Source organism: Hyphomicrobium sp. MC1, from assembly GCF_000253295.1.
Classification (GTDB): Bacteria; Pseudomonadota; Alphaproteobacteria; order Rhizobiales; family Hyphomicrobiaceae; genus Hyphomicrobium_B.
Genome location: NC_015717.1, coordinates 3938847 through 3957294, shown reverse-complemented (window position 1 = coordinate 3957294; position 18448 = coordinate 3938847). Strand labels below are relative to the sequence as shown.

The window sequence follows — 18448 nt, the reverse complement described above, 5'->3', positions numbered from 1 at the left end:
TGTGTCGCGTCATGCAAAGCGCCTGGCGAACATGACGCAAACCACGACCACGCCCGTTGCCGCGATCATTGTCCAGGCGACGGGCTCGTGTAGAACAAGCCCTGCGAACGCGAGGCCGAGAAACGGCTGCAGCAACTGCAGCTGACCGACGCTTGCAGTGCCTCCGATTGCCAGTCCGCGATACCAGAAGACAAAACCGATAAGCATGCTGAAGACCGAGACATAGGCCAGGCCCATCCACGCGGACGATCCAATGTCGGCCCACGACGATGGCAGCGTCGCAATTGCAATCAGCAACATTGCCGGCGCGGCAAAGACCAGCGCCCATGATATGACTTGCCATCCGCCGTACTGGCGAGCGAGTTTGGCGCCTTCGGCGTAGCCCAAGCCGCAAACGATGATCGCACAGATCATCAGAATATCACCGACGGGCGACGCATTTCCCTCGTGACCGAAGGCGGAGCCAGCAACCGTCGCGCTTCCCACGATTGAGAAGAGCCAGAACAACGGCTTCGGTCGCTCGCCCCCACGCACGACGGCGAAGATCGCAGTCGCAAGCGGCAAGAGACCGATAAACACGATCGAATGCGCCGACGTGATGTGTTGGAGCGCGATCGCCGTCAGCAACGGAAAGCCGATAACGACGCCCGCTGCCACGATGCCGAGCGGCAGAAGCTCGCTGCGGTCGGGCTTTTTCTGCCGCAGAGCGATCAGCAGCATCGCCGCCAGCAGGGCAGCGATGACGGCGCGGGCGGACGTCAAGAATAAGGGAGAAAATCCAGAAACGGCGACGCGCGTCGCCGGCAGGGATCCGCTGAAAATGATCACGCCGATCAGGCCGCTGATCCATCCGTCGGCCGAGGATTTCATGTCGCCTCCATAGTGCTGAAGGTCGATAGACTTAGATGGGGCTGACTGGCGCGCCCAGACACAATGCAGTACAATTTCAAGAAACTGTACTGATACAAAAAGCCATACACATGAAGAAACCGAAGAATCGCGGCGCAACCCGCACCGACATCGTCATGCGCGAGATCCGGGCCAAAGTCGCAAAACGTACTTTGGCGGTCGGAGACCGATTGCCGTCCGTCCGCCGGTTCGCGGCGACAATGGGTGTCTCCCCGTCGACCGTTGTCGAAGCCTACGACCGGCTGGCGGCCGAGGGCCTGATCCGGGCGCGGAGAGGTTCCGGCTTCTACGTGTCGGGAACGGCGCTGCCGCCGCTCGCCTTCAAGGAAACCGGCCCCAAGCTCGATCGCGCCGTCGATCCGTTTTGGGTTTCGCGTCAATCTCTCGAAGCGGATGCACGCGTCTTGAAGCCGGGCTGCGGTTGGCTACCGTCAGATTGGATGCCGGGCGAGGACTTGCGTCGGGCCTTTCGCAAGTTTGCGCGCGCCGACGATCATCTGCTGACCGAATACGGCAGCACGCGTGGAGCGATAAATTTGCGCCGCCATCTGCTCGCGCGCTTTGCAGAGGACGCGCTTGAGTTGACGCCGGATCAGCTGCTGCTGACCGCATCGGGCACGCAGGCGATTGATCTGATTTGCCGCTTCCTGCTGCGTCCGGGCGATACGGCTTTGATTGACGATCCCTGCTACTTCAATTTTCGGGCGCTTTTGCGCGTGCATCAGGTGAAGATCGTCGGCGTGCCCTACACGCCGTCGGGTCCAGACGTTGCACGTTTTGAAGCCATCCTCGCTTCCGAACGGCCGCGCCTCTACATCACCAATTCCGCACTGCATAATCCGACCGGTGCAACGATGTCGTTGCAAACCGCCCATCGCCTGTTGAGCGCAGCAGAGGCGCACGACCTGACGATCGTCGAGGATGACATCTTCGCCGATCTCGAACCCGACCCGTCTCCGCGCCTCGCCGCATTGGACGGTTTGAGACGCGTCATTCGTATCGGCAGTTTCTCGAAAACACTTTCTGCGTCCCTACGCTGCGGTTACATCGCCACGCGGCCCGACTGGATCGAAGATCTCGTTGACCTCCAGGTCGCGACCAGTTTCGGCGGCCCGAGCCCCGTCGCGACCGAAGTTCTGGCCGACGTGCTCACCGGCGGCGGCTATCGCAAGCACATGGATGAGCTTCGATCGAAGCTGGCAAGGTTGCGCCGCCGGACGGCAGATAAACTACATGATCTGAACATCGAGCCGTGGGTGATGCCCCGCGGCGGCTTTCACCTCTGGTGCAAGCTGCCGAATGCACGGGATTCGGCGGCTGTCGCGCGAGCGGCGCTTAAGGAAGACGTTGTGCTCGCTCCAGGAAACGTTTTCAGCGTATCGGACACCGCGTCGGAATTTCTGCGCGTCAACGTCGCACAATCGACCGATCCGCGGGTATGGGACGTTATGCGCCGCGCCATCGACGCCGGAAATCGCGGTGCGGCAGAATGATATTTTCGAATGTCGCGTGACCGATTACCCTCGCGACGCCGTTGCTAAAGAATTTTCAAATACGCACGCAAATCATACGCGTCATTCACTGTGGGAAAGAGTTCCGCTTGTTTAAGCGATAGCGTGGGCCTCGGGCTGTCCCTTGCCACTTTGTAACGCGATTTGTCGGACAGGCAGCGACGGAACTGCCTTTCTGAACCGTCGTTAATCGGGGGCGACGACTGGCCTCGGATACTTTGCATGGAAACGCATTAGGAAACGGACGTGTCGCGGATGCGTGCCAAAAGTTTTGTCCTGCCGATAATCATCGCGCTAGTTGCGGGCGCGGGTTATGCGGCGTGGATGCGCGAGCATCCTGCCGGCGCCGAAAAGAAGAAGCCGGAAGAAGCCGTTCCCGCCACCGTCGCGACCGCGGAACGAAAAGACTTTCCCGTTTACTATGATAGCTTAGGCAACGTGCAAGCATGGAATACCGTGACCGTGCGTTCGCGTGTCGATGGCGAGATCGACAAGGTTGCGTTCCAGGAAGGCCAGTTCGTCAAGGCCGGAGATCTTCTGATCCAAATCGATCCGCGGCCGTTTCAAGCGACACTCGATCAAGCCGTCGCAAAAAAGGCTCAGGACGAAGCTGACCTCGTCAATCTAAAACGCGATCTCGATCGTTTCGTGAATGCGGGACCGTTGGCGACAACGCAACAGCAGATCGACACGCAGCGCTCGGCCGTGAAGCAGCAGGAAGCATTGATCGCTGCCGACGCCGGCGCCATCGACGACGCCAAAGTGCAGCTCACGTATACGACGATCCGCGCGCCGATCTCGGGCCGCATGGGGTTTCGCCTCGTCGATCAAGGCAATATCATCCACGCGACCGATACCGGCGGCGTTGCAACCATCATGCAGATCGAGCCGATTGCGGTGATCTTTACGGAGCCTGAGCAAAAGCTTTTGAGCATCCTCGATCAATTGAAGCACGGTGCGCTGCAGGTCGCAGCCTATACTCCGGATGGTCAGCGCGAACTGGGCAAGGGCGAGTTGTCACTCGTAGACAATCAGGTCGACATGACGACGGGCACGATCAAGCTGAAGGGAAAATTCGCCAACGCCGATCATGTGCTTTGGCCCGGCCTCTCGGTGTCGACGCGATTGCTCATCCGAACGGAAAAGAACGTCGTCGTCATTCCCGATGCAGCTGTCCAGCGCGGCCCTGAAAATTTGTTCGCCTACGTCGTGCGTCCCGACAATCGGATCGAGATGCGCAAGCTCATCGTCGGTGAGATCCAGGATGGTGAAGCCGTGATCAAAAGTGGCGTCGAACCCGGAGAGCGCGTGGTTACATCCGGCTACTATCGCCTTGCGCCCGGAACGCTCGTTGATTTGACGGAGCAGAACGACCGCAAGGAAAAGGCTGCCCACACCACCGCGTCAGATATGACCGCGCGCCCGAAGCGCCCGTCCGGCGAGGCCGAGTAACATGGAGAGCGGCGGCATTTCAGGTCCGTTCATTCGCTACCCGATCGCGACGTCGCTGATCATGGTCGGCATTCTGTTCGTCGGCGTGATCGCATTTATGAATCTGCCGGTTGCGCCGTTGCCGCAAATCGATTTTCCGACCATTCAGGTTTCGGCCAATCTTCCGGGTGCGAGCCCCGAGACGATGGCGTCGAACGTGGCGCAGCCCCTTGAGCGGCAATTCGCGCAGATTCCTGGCGTGACGCAAACGACTTCGACCAGCGGCCTCGGTGTCACGACCATCGTCGTGCAGTTCGATCTCGATCGCGATATCGACGGCGCGGCCAACGACATCCAATCTGCGATCAACGCCGCTGGCGGTCAGCTGCCGCAAGACCTTCCGCAGCCGCCGATTTATCGCAAGGTCAATCCCGCCGACAGTCCGATCCTGCTGCTTTCCGCCACCTCCGACGCCATGCCGCTGACCGAGGTTGACGACAACGCCGATACGAAACTTGCGCAGCAGATCAGCCAGATCAACGGCGTCGGTCAGGTCGTGATCGGTGGCGAGCAAAAGCCTTCGATCCGCGTTCAGCTCGACCCCGCGAAGCTCTATGCCCGCGGGCTGACGCTCGAAGATGTGCGACCGCCGCTCTCGATCACCACGGTGAACAGCCCTAAGGGCTCAGTCCAATCCGCCAATCGCGGCTATACGATCTACACCAACGATCAGCTGACTGACGCGAAGTCCTGGGACGACGTCATCATCGCCTACCGCAACGGCGCCCCGATCCGCATCAAGGACGTCGGCAAGGCAATCGTTGGGCCGGAAAACGATCAGGAAGCGGCGTGGGCCAACAACAAGCGCGGCGTCTTCCTGATTATCTTCAAGGAGCCGGGCGCCAACGTCATCGAGACAGTCGATCGCATCAAGGCCGAGCTGCCGCGGCTTCAGGCGGCGATGCCCAAGGCGCTCAAGGTGCATATTCTGAGCGATCGCACGCAGACGATTCGCGCGTCCATCGAGGACGTCGAATTCACACTGCTGCTCTCGGTGGCGCTCGTTGTCGCCGTTATTTTTGTTTTCCTGCGCAGTCTCTGGGCGACGATCATTCCCAGCGTGACGGTACCGCTGGCGCTGTTCGGTGCCTGCGCGCTGATGTATGTCTTGGGCTATAGCCTTGATAACTTGTCGCTCATGGCCCTGACGATCGCCGTCGGCTTCGTCGTCGATGACGCCATCGTCGTTCTTGAAAACATCGTGCGCTACGTCGAAGACGGCGAAAAGCCGTTCGATGCGGCGATGAAGGGGGCGCGCGAAATCGGCTTCACCGTCGTCTCGATCAGCATTTCGCTCGTCGCCGTCTTCATCCCGTTGCTGATGATGGGCGGCATCATCGGCCGCCTGTTCCGCGAATTTGCGGTCACCGTCACAATGACGATTGCCGTCTCGGGCTTCGTCGCGCTGACGCTGACGCCGATGATGGCCTCGCGCTTCCTGAAAAGCGAAAAGGACGTGCAGCGCGGCCGCCTTTACAAACTGAGCGAACGCGGCTTCGACGCGCTGCTCAATGGCTACGGCCGCGGCCTCGATTTCGTTCTTCGCCATCAGTTCCTGACGCTGATGACATTCTTCGCGACATTGGGATTGACCGCTTATCTCTTCGTCACCATCCCGAAAGGCTTCTTCCCGCAGCAGGATACCGGCCTCATTATCGGCATCTCCGAAGCGGCCGAAGACACCTCATTCGACGCCATGATGAAGTATCAGGAGGAAGTCGGCAAAGTTGTTTCCAGCGATCCGGCCGTCGCGACGGTGGCAATGGCGATCGGAGCCGGCGGCACGACGCCTGCGCTCAACAGCGGCCGCGTCTATATCACATTGAAACCCAAGTCCGAGCGCGATGCGTCGGCATTCCAGGTCATCCGCCGTTTGCAGCCGAAGCTCGCAAAGCTCGAAGGCGTTCGCCTCTTCATGCAGGCGGCGCAGGATGTGAATGTCGGCGGCCGCGCGTCGCGCACGCAATTCCAGTACACGCTTGAGGACGCCGACACCAACGAGCTTAATACCTGGGCGCCGCGAATCCTCGAAAAACTGAAGACGCTGCCGACGCTCCGCGACGTCGCGACCGATCAGCAGATGGCAGGCACGACGCTGAAGGTCGAAGTCAATCGCGATCAGGCCTCGCGTTACGGCCTGACGCCCGACGAGGTCGATGCGACGCTTTATGATGCGTTCGGCCAGCGGCAGGTCGCGCAGTACTTCACGCAGCAGAACAGCTACCACGTCATCATGGAAGCATCACCCGAGGTGCAGGCCGATCCGCACAGCCTCGACAAGCTTTACATCCACTCGCCGACGACCGGCGGCCTCATCCCGCTCGGGACGATCGCTTCGTGGACGACGCGCAAGACCGAACCGCTGTCGATCTCGCATCAGGGGCAGTTTCCGGCCGTAACGATCAGCTTCAATCTCGCGCCCGGCGCTTCGCTCGGCACGGCGACCAACCAGATCAGGGCCGCTGAGCGCGAGTTGCGCCTGCCGGCCTCGATGCAGACGACATTCCAGGGCAACGCTCAAGCCTTCCAGGCATCGCTGACGACGATCCCGCTGTTGATCGCAGCGGCGCTTTTCGTCGTCTATCTGATCCTCGGTATCCTCTACGAGAGCTACATTCACCCGATCACCATCCTGTCCACGTTGCCATCGGCGGGTGCGGGTGCGCTCATCACCTTGATGCTGTTCGGCTTCGACTTCAGCCTGGTCGCCATGATCGGCGTTATCCTGTTGATCGGCATCGTCAAGAAGAACGGCATCATGCTCGTCGACTTCGCCATTCACGCCGAGCGCAACGAGCACCTGTCGCCGGTCGAAGCCATCCGCAAGGCGGCGCTGCTGCGGTTCCGCCCGATCATGATGACGACACTTGCGGCCCTGCTCGGTGGCGTCCCGCTGATGATCGGTGCCGGAACCGGCGCTGAAATCCGCCAGCCGCTTGGCTATGCGATGGTCGGTGGTCTTGCGATCAGCCAGATCCTGACGCTCTTCACGACGCCTGTTATTTTTCTGTACATGGATCGGTTGTCGAATTGGCTGACGAAACCGGCGGAGGACACTAAGGCGCCGAGTGACAAGGCGGGTCCTGCGAGCGCCGCGCCCGCGCCATAGCCGAAGCCGCTAGTGGCTCCAGACGAACTTATACTTTGCGCCGAATGAAACGGTGAACTGATCCGGCGATCCGGCTTCGCTGACCAGCGGCGAATCCGCCGCGCTGCCAACCAGCCGCTCGTATTCGAACGACGCCATCGTCGAGAACTGTTCGGTCCATTTGTATTCGCCGTAAAGCCCAGCCCCAGCCGAGCGCACGCCCGCAGAGGCTTCGTATTTTGAAAGGTGCACGCTTTCTGCCTGCGCCGCATTCAAACCGTAGTAGGCATTCATGTAGTCGCTGTCGGCAATCGACAGGCGCGGACCGGCAGCGACCGTCCATTGCGTCGTCGGATGCCAGACGAAATCCGAGCTGAGGTCGAAAATCCACCCTTCGGCGCCATAGACGGCGTTGCGCGCTTCAAGGCGCGTGCGTAGCCATTCCGCCGGCCAATATTCGACGAAAGCGCCGATCTCAAGCGAAAGGTCGACGCCGGTATTGCCGATCTCTTTCAGCCCGCGATCGCGCGTGTTGCCGAAATCCCAGCGGATCTGGCCGACGGGACCGGCGCGGAAATTATCGGTCGAGAACAGCTCGTAATCGATGCCGTCGTTCGGCAGGCTAAGCCATTCCTTATCGCCGACCCGATGAAAGTCGACGATGGGCGAGCCGCCCAGATCGTAATGGCTTGAACCGGAAAACTCAGGCGAAATATTTCCCCAGGCGCCGAGCGTAACAACCCAGTCGGACGATGCGGTTGCGATGGTCGGATTGGCGATGGAGTTGTCGAAGGGGCCGTCGGCGAACGCCGCATGAGGAGCCACACAGGCGGCCACCGCCGCCAAGAGACCGCTGCAGGCAACAGACACCCAACGCTGAACGCGTGATGCCGCTACGCCATCCAAAGCAACGGACTCGCCCCGATTATGGGCCATAAAACACTCCAACAGCGCCCATCGGGATATGGTGTACGCGCCCTATTGGGAAAATTAAAGAACCATAAATTCGTAAAAAAGATGTTCTGACGACCGCGAGACAGCGGCGATGACACAGATCAAGACGCAGGAAACGGCGGCTAACGACTTGAGCCATCGCGAAATTCCGTCCGTCCAATGAGGATGATCCCCTGGTTGCGGCTCAACGCGCGATATTGCTTTCGTGTTCCTTACTTTCTGCTGTCCGCGTTTCAGGCAGTAGCAGCACAACCGCCAGGAATGCCGCCAGCCCGATGCACGCCAGCGTCAGGAAGGCCGTCGACGCTCCGAAATCGTAGGCGATAATACCCGCCAGCGTCGTGCTGATAGATGCGCCGACGCCCATCGCGATGCCGACAAAGCCGAGCGCCAGATTGAAGTTCCCCGACGTTCTCGTGACGTCCGCGACGGCGCCCGAAACCAGCACGCCGAGCGCCGCCGCTGAAATGCCGTCGAGGCATTGGATCGCCACCATGACGACCGGGTCCGAGCTCGATGCCAGCAGCGCGGCGCGTACGGGCAGCGCCGCGAAGCCCAGCATCAGCAGCGGCCGCCGCCCATGGCGGTCGCCATAGCGCCCAATCCACGGGGAGATCATCGCCACTACGAATTGCGGAACGATGATGCACAGCGCGACGAGGATCGTGGCGGCGTCGCTCGCACGCTGCGTGATGAGGTTGGCGACGAGCGGCATGATCGACGCATTGGAAAGGTGAAACAGCGATACCGTCCCGGCCAGGATCAGCAGCGGCCGGTTCGACGCCAACGTCCGCACCGCGTCGATAATGTCGTAATGCGCTTTCGGCTTCGGCGTCACTTCCTCGCGATGAAAGTCGCCCGGCGAGATCAGATAAAGCGAAAGCACCGCCGGAACAGTCATCGCCGCCGCGACGAAGAACACAGCCTGGCTCGAAAGATAATAACCGCACGCGCCCATGCTCGCTGCCGCGATCATGCTGCCGAGCGACGCAAACCGCGCGTTTCGACCGAGCCGCTCGCCGATCAGGTTATGCCCGACGAGCCCCAGGCTGATCGCCGCGAGCGCAGGCCCGGTCACAACGCTCGCGAGCGAATGAAAGACTTGCGCGAAGAAGACCGCGGTAAACTGCGGCCAGATCGCAATCGAAAACGCCGACGCGCCGATCATCAATGTCGAGGTGGCGGCAAGTGTTCGTTCCCGCCCCATCGCATCGACAAGTGCGCCGCCGGGCACCTGTCCGATGAGCGCGATGATGCTGCCGACCGTCAACACAAGGCCGATGTCGGCGCTCGTCCATTTTTCCGACGTCAGATAGACGGTGAGAAACGGCCCGAACCCGACCTGGACATCGGCGAGGAAAAACGCAAAGCCGTCGACGCCGAGTTGGCTCCTGCCTGTCGGCCTGATACCCGCGCGCCGCCAAAACCGAGCGATGCCGCGCATAGCGTCAGTCCGGCGCGCAAAGCAGATGAATGTGAGCCCCCGCGCTGACGGACCTCATCATTTGGCCGGAGCAGAAGTGGCGGGCGGTCCTGAAGGTTGTGGCGGCCCGGGTTGCGCCGAGGGCGCCGGCTGTGCAGGGGGAGCAGAAGCGCCGACGATCACCACCGGCTCGCCCAGATGGTATTCGGGCGTCACGCGCAATTCGTCGCGCGTCATGCCGAGTGTGATGGCCTTGGGCGAGAACTGCAGCGTTCTCCATGCGACGGCGATCTTCCGCGATCCGACTCCCAGGAAGCCGCCGAAATCGATCACCGCCGCCCGAACCTCGCCGCTGTGGCTGACGAGAATATCGGTGATCTGCCCGAGCTTCTCGCCCTTCGCGCTCGTCACGTCCTTGCCGAGCAGGCTTTCGACTTTGTTGTCATCGACGACGACGGCGGGCATGTCGCCGGGCGTCTGCTCGTCGGGCTTCTTGTCCGCATCGGGGGGGGCTGTCGCGTGCTTGTCCGGCGTGACGGTAGACGGCGGCTGCGCTTCAGGGGATGCCGTGTCGGCGCGCGCTACGCCCCCCGCGGCCAATGCGAACATTGTCGCAAGCATCAAGGAAACACGCGCCGTAACCATAACACGCATCGGAAGGTCCCCATTTCCATGCTGAAACGCGAGGCATTGCAGCCTCGCGCTCGATTTGCCGACACCCAGCGGCCAAGAGGAAACCGCCGAGCATGGCGCAAGTTCCGCCTTCGCTAACTTCACAAAGCGCAAAGCCGCGGACGCATGGTCGCTGGATCCGTGGCGACATGATTGGCAGGCCGGACTTTTTCTGCTTAGAAGCTGCCCCGGCGCCGCAAGGCGATGCTTTCTGGAGATATTCGCAAATGAAACTCGTTCGCTTTGGCGCCCCAGGTGCCGAAAGACCCGGCATTCTCGACACCAATGGCGAAATTCGCAATCTCTCGGAAGTCATCCCGGATTTTTCCGGCGAATATCTCTCGCCCGCATCGCTAGATGAAATTCGCAAGCTCAATCTCGCGTCCCTCCCGCTCGCACCGAAAGACGCACGCCTCGGCCCGCCGGTTGCCGACACGCACAACTTCATTGCCATCGGCCTCAACTTTGCCGACCACGCCAAAGAGACGGGGCAAGAGATTCCGACCGAGCCGATCCTGTTCAATAAGGCGACGACGTCGATCTGCGGCCCAGACGATGATGTGATGATCCCGCGCAATTCGCGCCATCTCGATTGGGAGGTCGAGATTGCGTTCGTCATCGGCACGCGTGCCCGTTACGTCGATGTGCAGGATTGGACAAAATACATCGCGGGCTACTGCATCTGTAACGACGTGTCGGAGCGCCGATTCCAATCGAAGCGCGGCGGCCAGTGGGTGAAGGGCAAATCCGCCGAGACGTTCGGGCCTATCGGTCCGTGGCTCGTGACCCCTGACGAGATCACCGATCTCGACAACCTGACGATGACGCTCGACGTCAACGGTGAGCGTAAGCAGACCGGCTCGACCTCGACGATGATTTTCCGCATCCCGACGCTGCTCGCTTACATCACCGAATTCATGGTGCTTGAGCCCGGCGACATCGTCACGACCGGCACGCCACCCGGCGTCGGCACGGCCCGCAATCCGAAAGAGTTCCTCAAAGCTGGCGACGTCATGGAACTGAAGATCGACGGCCTCGGCACGCAGCGCCAGAAAGTCGTCGACTTCAAGCTCTGAACGGTCGCCTTTCACAACGTCATCCCGGCGAAGGCCGGGATCCAGTCAAGCTTCGGCGCGAACCGTGTAAGTCGCTCAGTGCGCGCTCACGCGTCGTCGCCGGGCTCGCTGTCGCTATCGGATGGACGATAGAAATTGCGGAAATCCGAACCTGTTCGCATCGCGAGCCGTTGGCGGATTTCGTCCCACGACCGCGGATTGTCGAGATCCAATCGCCCGAGCGCTTCGCGCACGAACTTCAGCTGATCCTTGAGATCCTGCTCGCCGTGCGCGAGGCCGTCGTCCGGCTGTGCCGCGGTCTCGAGTTCGTCGATCAGATATGTGACGAGACTCATCTCGGGAAACAGCATGTAGAGCGAAAGGTCGTCGCGCACAGCCCCATCGATCCCTTCAAGGATCGACAGCTTGCGCTCGTCACCGCCGGTTTCACTGCGAAGTCGCGAATAGGCTTCGCTCAACAAGCGATCTTGCTCGTTCTGGAAATCGCGCAGGAGCAAGCCGAGATTTTCGTTTTTCTTGCTGTGCGCATTGAGCGCTTTCCAGGCTTCCCGGATAGCATCGCGCGACTGCGGTTGACTGAACCGGTTGTCGACAATATCGGACCGCAGGTGAATGGCTTCGAGCAACACTTCGCGGAAATGCGCCGCAAGCTCCTGCTTTTCTTCGCGCGGCAGCGGCAGCAAGCCCGGCAACGCCGGCGGATCGCGACGCCGTTCGATCTCCGGGACGCTACCCTTTTTCTCCGGCGGCAATTCGGGCTTGGCTTCGCGCAGCACGCCGGCATCAATGGCCGGACGCTCCTGCACGCCTTCAAACCGCGCCCGATCACGCCCATACGCAGCGCTTTCCGGCGCCGTCGCACGGATTGTCAGCAACGTCTCGTAAAGCGCCGGACGAATGTAATAGCGGTCGTCGATCTTGACGTCGGGCGCAACGGCCTTCACCGCCGACCCCGCATTCATCACGCGGCGGACGACGCGCGAATCGTAATCATTGGTGATCTCCGACAGCGTCACCATTGACGTGAAGCCTTCCGTCTCACGGATCGGCTCAAGCGTATTCAGCACGATTTCGGAGTGCTCGCGCGGATGCGGTGCCAGCGCTGCCGATACAAGCTGTTCGAGCCGCGCTTTGTCTTTCGCGGAAGCGTCGGTCTTGAATTGCTTGTCGCAGATCGACGAGAGATATTCACGCAACTCGCTGCGCACGCGGTAACGCTCAGGGTTATGACTGATCGTCTCGACCGCGCCGATATCGGCGCCCGCCGTAAGCACCATGCGCACCCGATCGGCCTGCGACCGCTCCATCGCGCTCAAATCGGCGAGCGCCGAAAATCCGTCCTGATTGGTGATCGGCCTGAGCGACGTCAGCGTCAGCCACGCCGTCTCATGCGGATGCGCACCGAGCGCGGCGTTGATCGTCGCTTCGAGCTGAGCACCCGACCGCGAGCGATAGCTCGGAATATCCGACAGCGGCGAGCGCACGGCATTGGCGCCGAATAGGCCGGACATGAAGATCAAGCCGTCGAGTCCGATCGCAATCGCGAGCGCCAGATAGGCGAGGTGGTTGCCGTCCTGGAACGCATTGAGCGTCACGACAAAGCGGTGCGCCTTGTCATCGCGCGAAAGCTCGATGCGGTTGATCTCGGTCCGCAGCGCATCTGTGTCGTGGCTCGGCAGCGCGCTATCGGACAGGCAGCGCCGCGCGAACGCGAACAGCGCGTCGGTCGACGTGTTGGCATTGAGCTTGTCGCCGCCCGCGCAGGTGTTCTCGAAAACCTTCGTGCCCGCTTGCAGCGCGAACAGCGTGCCCGCCGCATCGGCCGTCGTCTTCGGATCGCAGTCGATGCCGGAGACAAGCGACTTCGTTTCCGGCGTCGCCTGCATCGCCGTATAGATATCGCCGCACATCTGCTGCACACTGTTGAGATGCGCGACCGTCGGATCGGCGCGGAACTCTGACCGGATGCGCTCGAACAGGGGCAGGATGCGCGTCGGATCGATTTTCGGTCCGGCGTCCGTTTGCACGCTGTCCTGGGCGAGCTTGATCCGCTGCTCCGCCGTCTGGGCTTCGCCCTTGTACTTGGCGAGATCGCCGTCGAGCGTTGCAAGCTCGGTGTCGATAGACGATAGCCGCGTTTCGACCGTGCTCAGACGTTTCTGGGCATTCGCCATGCGCTCCTGCGCGATTTGCGCCGCGCCTTGCAGTGTGGCGAGTTCCGCCATGCGCTGGCGATAAAGCGGTCCGCGTCCGGCCTTGCCGCTGCCCTCCACGCCCTTGTCTTCGGCCAGCGCCTCGACGCGCTTGGCATCGACGTCTTTCAGCTTCTGGTCGTAGTCGGCTTTCTTGGTCTGATAATCGGCCGCCAGTTCGGGGCGCTGCGCCGCAAGGCTCGCTTTTTCGTCCGTCAGCGAAACCTTGCGATTGGCGAGGCCCGCTTGCCCTGCCTGCGCCGACGCCATCCGCTCCTGCTGCTCTTGCACGGCACGGCGACGCTCTTCGATCTGATCGTTGACGAACTTTTCGATCACGGCCTGCGATTGCGTTGCGGCCTGTGTGATCTTCTCAAGCTGCGCATCGTAAGCTTTCCAAGCGTCCGTCTTGAAGAGTTCGTCGGCGAGTGCCGCGTGCCGGGCCGCGATCGCCTGTTCGATATCCGTGATGATGCCCGACACCTGGTTCTGCGCGCGCAGTTCGGCTGCGCGCACGCGCTCCGACTGCGGGAAGATCGACGTGAAGAAACTATCGAACGAGAAGAACACGCTCGTCGCCATGCAGGCGAGGAACATCAGCCACAGCATCGAATTGCGCAGGATGATGCGCACGACCTGGATGTAAGGGCGGACGATGTCGCTCGCCGCATAGAGCGCGAACAGCGCCACGAGCAGAAGCCCGGCCCCGAACATCAGGAATTTGTTTCCCGCCGTCGACCAGTCGATATCGGACAGGCCAGTCGCCTGCCGGCCGTCGCCGCTTCCCGACCACTGCAGAAACAACACGAAACAGGTGAGGAACAGCAAAAGCCCGATGAAGGTGCCGATCCACGGCTGCGCCCCCGAGCTTGCGAGTGCTGATTGTCCCGGTCGCGATTGCCGGTTCATCCCCGTAGCGAAACTCTCGCCGATCAGCCACGCGACGATCAGCATGATGCCCTGGATGCCGAACGTCACCATGCCGGAGAGCAGGGGTTCGCCGGTGAAATTGTACATGCCTTCCCATGTGCGCCAGCCCGCCGCGGCAGAAAGCACGAGGCCGGTCGTACCGAGTAAGGCTAGGCGCCAATTGGAAAAAATCGTTTCTTCGATGGCGGCCCTCAGCCGTCGCGCAATCCGGCTGCGCAGCAGGAGGGTGAGGATGCAGGCAATGACAACGGCAATACCGATCGGCCGGGCATTTTCCGCCAGTCTGTCGATCAAAAACTTGACGTCCATCCTGAAGTCGTTCCCAGCCAGTGCGCCCGTCGAATCGCCGGCCGCGTTGGTTAAAATTGCGCGCCCCAGCGGGCTGATTGGCGGCGACATTAAGACGAAATGTGCTCATCGGATGAACTTCTTTTGAGAATCTCACCCATTCCGCCAGCCACCGGCGCATCTTACCTTGGTCGCGCCGCACGGGGATAAAATAAGGCATGCGGCCCTTGAACCGGATGGTCCGCCATCCCGACATGTTATATCGTCCGGAGAGGCATCAGTTCCACGGTTTGGCCTTCGGCCGGGCTCTAGAGGATGACCATGATAGCGAACGCAGCCGACGAGCAGAGGGCAAGGGACCGCTTGAAGACATCTCTTGAGCAGGCGACCGCGATTTTCGCTGAAAAGAATATCCGGTTCACCGACCTTCGCCGTAAGGTTTTCGAGGAGATCGCCTCGACCCAGGCCAGCGTCGGTGCCTACGAGGTCCTCGACCGGCTGGCCAAGAAGGGCACGCGCCTCGCCCCGATCTCGGTGTACCGCGCCCTCGATGCGCTGCTTGAAGCGGGCGTCGTCCATCGCCTCGAAAGCAAGAACGCCTATTTCGCCTGCCGGCGCATGGACAAGCCGCGCACCGGCCGCCCGCCGATCTTTCTGAGCTGCGAAAAGTGCGGCGCCGTGCAAGAGGTCGACGGCGACGAGATCTTCCGCGCCATCGACACGGCTGCGGCCAACACCGAATTTGAGACCCGCGTCCGCTTCGTCGAAGTCTCGGGCACGTGCCGCGAATGCGCCGCCGCCCGCCGCACGGCCTGACACGGAGACTGCCGTTTTGTCAGCTTTGGACGACGCACGAGGGAATGCCCTCACGGAGGAGGCCGCAGCGTGTAGTTGCGGCCACCATCACGAGCACGCGCCTTTACAAGAAAAGGCTCGGCCCTTCGATACGACAGCGTTGATCTCGGCACGCGGGCTGGCGATGACCCGCGGCAGCCGCGAGGTGCTCTGGAATATCGACCTCGATGTTCACCGCGGTGAGATCGTCACGCTCATCGGCCCGAACGGCGCGGGCAAAACGACACTCGTCCGGCTCCTGCTCGGCATCGAACGGCCGACCCGCGGACGCATCGAGAAGCCGGCTTCAACCCGCATTGGCTACGTCCCGCAACGCTTCGATGTTGATTCCACAATCCCGATGACGGTCGCCTCGTTCCTGGCACTCGGCGCGAACGTCACGACCGACGAGATCAAGCGCGCCTTGGAAGAAACGGGCGCTGCTCGCACGCTTGATCAGCAGCTTTCGAAGCTGTCCGGCGGCGAAACCCAACGCGTTCTGATCGCCCGCGCGCTGTTGCGCCGTCCCGATCTTCTCATCCTCGATGAACCGGCGAGCGGCGTCGATTTTACCGGTGAAGCCGACCTCTATGACATGATCGGCTGCCTGCGCGATCGCCACAATCTGGGCGTCCTGCTCGTCTCGCACGATCTTCATGTCGTCATGGCGAAGAGCGATCGCGTGATTTGCCTCAACGGCCACGTCTGCTGTTCCGGCAAACCCGAGGATGTGTCCCAACACGCGTCATACGTCCGCATCTTCGGGCCGCACGCCGCAACGGCGCTCGGCGTCTACCGCCACCACCACGATCATCAGCATGGCTTGACCGGCGAAACCGAGCCGCTCATCGAACCGGCGACGCAAACGCCAATGCCGGGGCGAGGCACCTGAGTGATCGCTGGACTTGATCCTTTCATTTGGCGCGCCTTCTTCGCGGCAGTCGGCTTGGCTGTCATCGCGGCGCCGCTCGGCTGCATCGTCGTCTGGCGGCGCATGTCCTATGTCGGCGAAACGCTATCGCAGGCGAGCTTGCTCGGCGTGGCGCTGGGGCTCGCCGCCGACATCAACCTGACGCTCGCCGTCGTCATCGCTGCCATTGCTGCTGCGGGTATTCTGACGCTGCTCGGACGGCAGAAAACGGTGCCGCTCGATTCCGCGCTTGGGCTCACACACCACGCGACGCTGGCGCTCGGCATCGCCGCGATCTCGCTCGTCAAAGGTCCGGGCATCGACCTGATGAGCTACCTCTTCGGCGACGTTTTCGCGGTCACGTCCGGCGATCTCGTCTGGATTTACGTCGGCGGCGCCGCCGTGATGGCCGCAACGCTCTATCTCTGGAAGCCGCTTGTCCGCCTGTCGCTGCACGAGGACCTCGCGACCGCCGAGGGCATCAACCCGCGCGTGTCCCGCGCTGCCTTCGACCTCTTGCTAGCCATCGTCATCGCAGTCGCCATGAAAATCGTCGGCGTTCTGCTCGTCATGGCGTTTCTTGTCGTTCCGGCAGTGGCCGCCCGGCCACTATCCACAACCCCGGAGCGGATGGCCGTCCTGGCCGCCGCAATCGCGATTCTGGGCGTAATTCTGGGCCTTTGGCTGTCATTATCGAGCGACGTTCCCGGCGGCCCTTCAATCGTCATAGCGCTGTGCACAATCGCGGCCATATCGCTTCTGGCGGGAAGCGCGAGAGGGCGCTAGAACTCGGGGCCCCAGGAGCGGGACCAGGGACGGGAAAGGCAATTCGATGTTGCATAGCGACAGCATCACGATGAAACCGCGCCACAAGACCACAGCAGTGACGGTCGGCGGCGTGCAGGTCGGCGGCGGAGCGCCGGTCGTCGTGCAATCGATGACCAACACCGATACGGCGGACGTCGCCTCCACGGTGAAGCAGGTCGCAGACTTGGCGCGCGCCGGTTCGGAGCTTGTCCGTATCACGGTCGATCGCGACGAAGCCGCGAAAGCCGTCCCGCATATTCGCGATCAATTGCGCAAGCGCGGCGTCAACGTTCCGCTCGTGGGCGATTTCCACTACATCGGCCACAAGCTCCTGGGCGAAAATCCCGATTGCGCTGAAGCTCTCGACAAATACCGCATCAATCCCGGCAACGTCGGCTTCAAGGACAAGAAAGACAAGCAGTTCGGCGCCATCATCGACATGGCGATGACGTACAACAAGCCGGTCCGCATCGGCGTCAACTGGGGCTCGCTCGACGCTGAGCTGCTGACGCATTTGATGGACGAGAACGCCAAGTCCGCCGAGCCGAAACCCGCACGCAGCGTCATGCACGAAGCCATGGTGCAGTCGGCGCTGATGTCGGCGCAACGTGCCGAGGAAATGGGCCTTAACGCCAACAAGATCATCGTATCCGGCAAGGTCTCCTCGATCCAGGATCTCTTGGCCGTCTACGCCATGCTAGCCGACCGCTGCCGCTACGCGCTGCACTTGGGTCTGACGGAAGCCGGCATGGGCTCGAAGGGCATCGTTGCGTCTTCCGCTGCTCTGGGCATTCTCTTGCAGCAAGGCATCGGCGATACCATCCGCTTCTCGCTGACGCCTGAGCCCGGCGGTGACCGCACGCAGGAAGTCCGCGCCGCGCAGGAACTTCTGCAAACGATGGGTCTGCGCTCGTTCGTGCCGGTTGTCGCCGCATGCCCCGGCTGCGGCCGCACGACATCGACCGTATTCCAGGAACTGGCGCGTGACATCCAGGATATGATCCGCGATCGTATGCCCGACTGGAAGACGCAGTACCCCGGCGTCGAAACGCTCAACTTCGCCGTGATGGGCTGCATCGTGAACGGCCCCGGCGAGAGCAAGCACGCCGACGTGGGCATCTCGTTGCCGGGCACGGGAGAAAGTCCCGCCGCCCCCGTATTCATCGACGGCAAAAAGGCCATGACGCTCCGCGGTCCTAATATTGCCGGAGACTTCAAGGCCATCGTCGAGGACTATATTTCTCGCCGCTTCGGCGCGGGCGCCGTTGCCGGCGGTGAGGCTGCCGAATAGCTGCCCTTCCGATTAAGCAAGAAAGCGGCTATTTCTTAAGTAATTCTTGGAAAATCGCCGCCTAAGTGCGGC

At 61.6% G+C, this 18448-nt stretch carries 13 protein-coding genes; 8 read left to right on the top strand and 5 right to left on the bottom strand.

Features of this window, described 5'->3' with window-relative positions; translation table 11 throughout:
* Window positions 1-9 precede the first annotated feature (9 nt).
* The gene (locus HYPMC_RS18985) at window positions 10-870 is read right to left on the bottom strand and encodes a DMT family transporter (protein ID WP_013949702.1); all 861 of its coding nucleotides are present in this window, start codon (window positions 868-870) and stop codon (window positions 10-12) included.
* A gap of 110 nt (window positions 871-980) precedes the next feature.
* On the opposite strand from HYPMC_RS18985, the gene HYPMC_RS18980 reads away from it, so the two are divergent.
* The 3 genes from HYPMC_RS18980 (at window position 981) to HYPMC_RS18970 (ending at window position 7020) form a co-directional block, all read left to right on the top strand.
* A complete protein-coding gene (locus tag HYPMC_RS18980; protein ID WP_041300383.1) occupies window positions 981-2402 on the top strand; it encodes a PLP-dependent aminotransferase family protein in 1422 nt (473 codons plus the stop codon).
* 273 nt (window positions 2403-2675) lie between these two features.
* Window positions 2676-3872: an efflux RND transporter periplasmic adaptor subunit gene (locus HYPMC_RS18975; protein ID WP_024276474.1), complete on the top strand. Its 1197-nt coding sequence runs from the start codon at window positions 2676-2678 to the stop codon at window positions 3870-3872.
* Between the two features lies 1 nt (window position 3873).
* A complete protein-coding gene (locus tag HYPMC_RS18970; protein WP_013949699.1) occupies window positions 3874-7020 on the top strand; it encodes a multidrug efflux RND transporter permease subunit in 3147 nt (1048 codons plus the stop codon).
* A gap of 9 nt (window positions 7021-7029) precedes the next feature.
* On the opposite strand, the gene HYPMC_RS18965 is transcribed toward HYPMC_RS18970, so the two are convergent.
* The 3 genes from HYPMC_RS18965 to HYPMC_RS18955 form a co-directional block, all read right to left on the bottom strand.
* A complete protein-coding gene (locus HYPMC_RS18965) occupies window positions 7030-7935 on the bottom strand; it encodes a MipA/OmpV family protein (protein ID WP_013949698.1) in 906 nt (301 codons plus the stop codon).
* Window positions 7936-8137: 202 nt separating this feature from the next.
* Entirely contained in the window at window positions 8138-9397 is a 1260-nt protein-coding gene (locus HYPMC_RS18960; protein ID WP_013949697.1) for an MFS transporter, read from the bottom strand.
* 57 nt (window positions 9398-9454) lie between these two features.
* Window positions 9455-10030, bottom strand: coding sequence for a PRC-barrel domain-containing protein (locus HYPMC_RS18955; RefSeq protein ID WP_013949696.1), 576 nt, complete (start codon window positions 10028-10030; stop codon window positions 9455-9457).
* Between the two features lie 245 nt (window positions 10031-10275).
* On the opposite strand from HYPMC_RS18955, the gene HYPMC_RS18950 reads away from it, so the two are divergent.
* Entirely contained in the window at window positions 10276-11124 is an 849-nt protein-coding gene (locus tag HYPMC_RS18950) for a fumarylacetoacetate hydrolase family protein (RefSeq protein ID WP_013949695.1), read from the top strand.
* A gap of 86 nt (window positions 11125-11210) precedes the next feature.
* On the opposite strand, the gene HYPMC_RS18945 is transcribed toward HYPMC_RS18950, so the two are convergent.
* On the bottom strand, window positions 11211-14555 hold the full coding sequence (locus tag HYPMC_RS18945) for a hypothetical protein (RefSeq protein ID WP_024276469.1): 3345 nt from the start codon (window positions 14553-14555) through the stop codon (window positions 11211-11213).
* A 300-nt stretch (window positions 14556-14855) separates the two neighbouring features.
* Here HYPMC_RS18945 and HYPMC_RS18940 point away from each other — a divergent pair, with 300 nt between their 5' ends.
* The 4 genes from HYPMC_RS18940 to ispG all read left to right on the top strand — a co-directional run bounded on the left by HYPMC_RS18940 (window position 14856) and on the right by ispG (window position 18376).
* Window positions 14856-15350 carry a Fur family transcriptional regulator gene (locus HYPMC_RS18940; protein ID WP_013949693.1) on the top strand — a complete coding sequence of 165 codons (495 nt, stop codon included), beginning with the start codon at window positions 14856-14858 and terminating at the stop codon, window positions 15348-15350.
* A gap of 163 nt (window positions 15351-15513) precedes the next feature.
* Window positions 15514-16260, top strand: a complete 747-nt coding sequence (locus tag HYPMC_RS18935; RefSeq protein WP_035575856.1) for an ATP-binding cassette domain-containing protein — start codon at window positions 15514-15516, stop codon at window positions 16258-16260.
* The gene (locus HYPMC_RS18930) at window positions 16261-17064 is read left to right on the top strand and encodes a metal ABC transporter permease (RefSeq protein ID WP_013949691.1); all 804 of its coding nucleotides are present in this window, start codon (window positions 16261-16263) and stop codon (window positions 17062-17064) included. It begins immediately after the preceding gene.
* A 46-nt stretch (window positions 17065-17110) separates the two neighbouring features.
* Complete coding sequence (gene ispG / locus HYPMC_RS18925) at window positions 17111-18376, top strand: flavodoxin-dependent (E)-4-hydroxy-3-methylbut-2-enyl-diphosphate synthase (RefSeq protein WP_013949690.1); 1266 nt, start codon at window positions 17111-17113, stop codon at window positions 18374-18376.
* Window positions 18377-18448 lie beyond the last annotated feature (72 nt).

Coding starts and splice junctions, on each gene's coding strand:
- HYPMC_RS18985 (WP_013949702.1), bottom strand. CDS start 870: ATGAAATCCTCGGCCGACGGATGGATCAGCGGCCTGATCGGCGTGATC.
- HYPMC_RS18980 (WP_041300383.1), top strand. CDS start 981: ATGAAGAAACCGAAGAATCGCGGCGCAACCCGCACCGACATCGTCATG.
- HYPMC_RS18975 (WP_024276474.1), top strand. CDS start 2,676: ATGCGTGCCAAAAGTTTTGTCCTGCCGATAATCATCGCGCTAGTTGCG.
- HYPMC_RS18970 (WP_013949699.1), top strand. CDS start 3,874: ATGGAGAGCGGCGGCATTTCAGGTCCGTTCATTCGCTACCCGATCGCG.
- HYPMC_RS18965 (WP_013949698.1), bottom strand. CDS start 7,935: ATGGCCCATAATCGGGGCGAGTCCGTTGCTTTGGATGGCGTAGCGGCA.
- HYPMC_RS18960 (WP_013949697.1), bottom strand. CDS start 9,397: ATGCGCGGCATCGCTCGGTTTTGGCGGCGCGCGGGTATCAGGCCGACA.
- HYPMC_RS18955 (WP_013949696.1), bottom strand. CDS start 10,030: ATGCGTGTTATGGTTACGGCGCGTGTTTCCTTGATGCTTGCGACAATG.
- HYPMC_RS18950 (WP_013949695.1), top strand. CDS start 10,276: ATGAAACTCGTTCGCTTTGGCGCCCCAGGTGCCGAAAGACCCGGCATT.
- HYPMC_RS18945 (WP_024276469.1), bottom strand. CDS start 14,555: ATGGACGTCAAGTTTTTGATCGACAGACTGGCGGAAAATGCCCGGCCG.
- HYPMC_RS18940 (WP_013949693.1), top strand. CDS start 14,856: ATGATAGCGAACGCAGCCGACGAGCAGAGGGCAAGGGACCGCTTGAAG.
- HYPMC_RS18935 (WP_035575856.1), top strand. CDS start 15,514: ATGACCCGCGGCAGCCGCGAGGTGCTCTGGAATATCGACCTCGATGTT.
- ispG (WP_013949690.1), top strand. CDS start 17,111: ATGTTGCATAGCGACAGCATCACGATGAAACCGCGCCACAAGACCACA.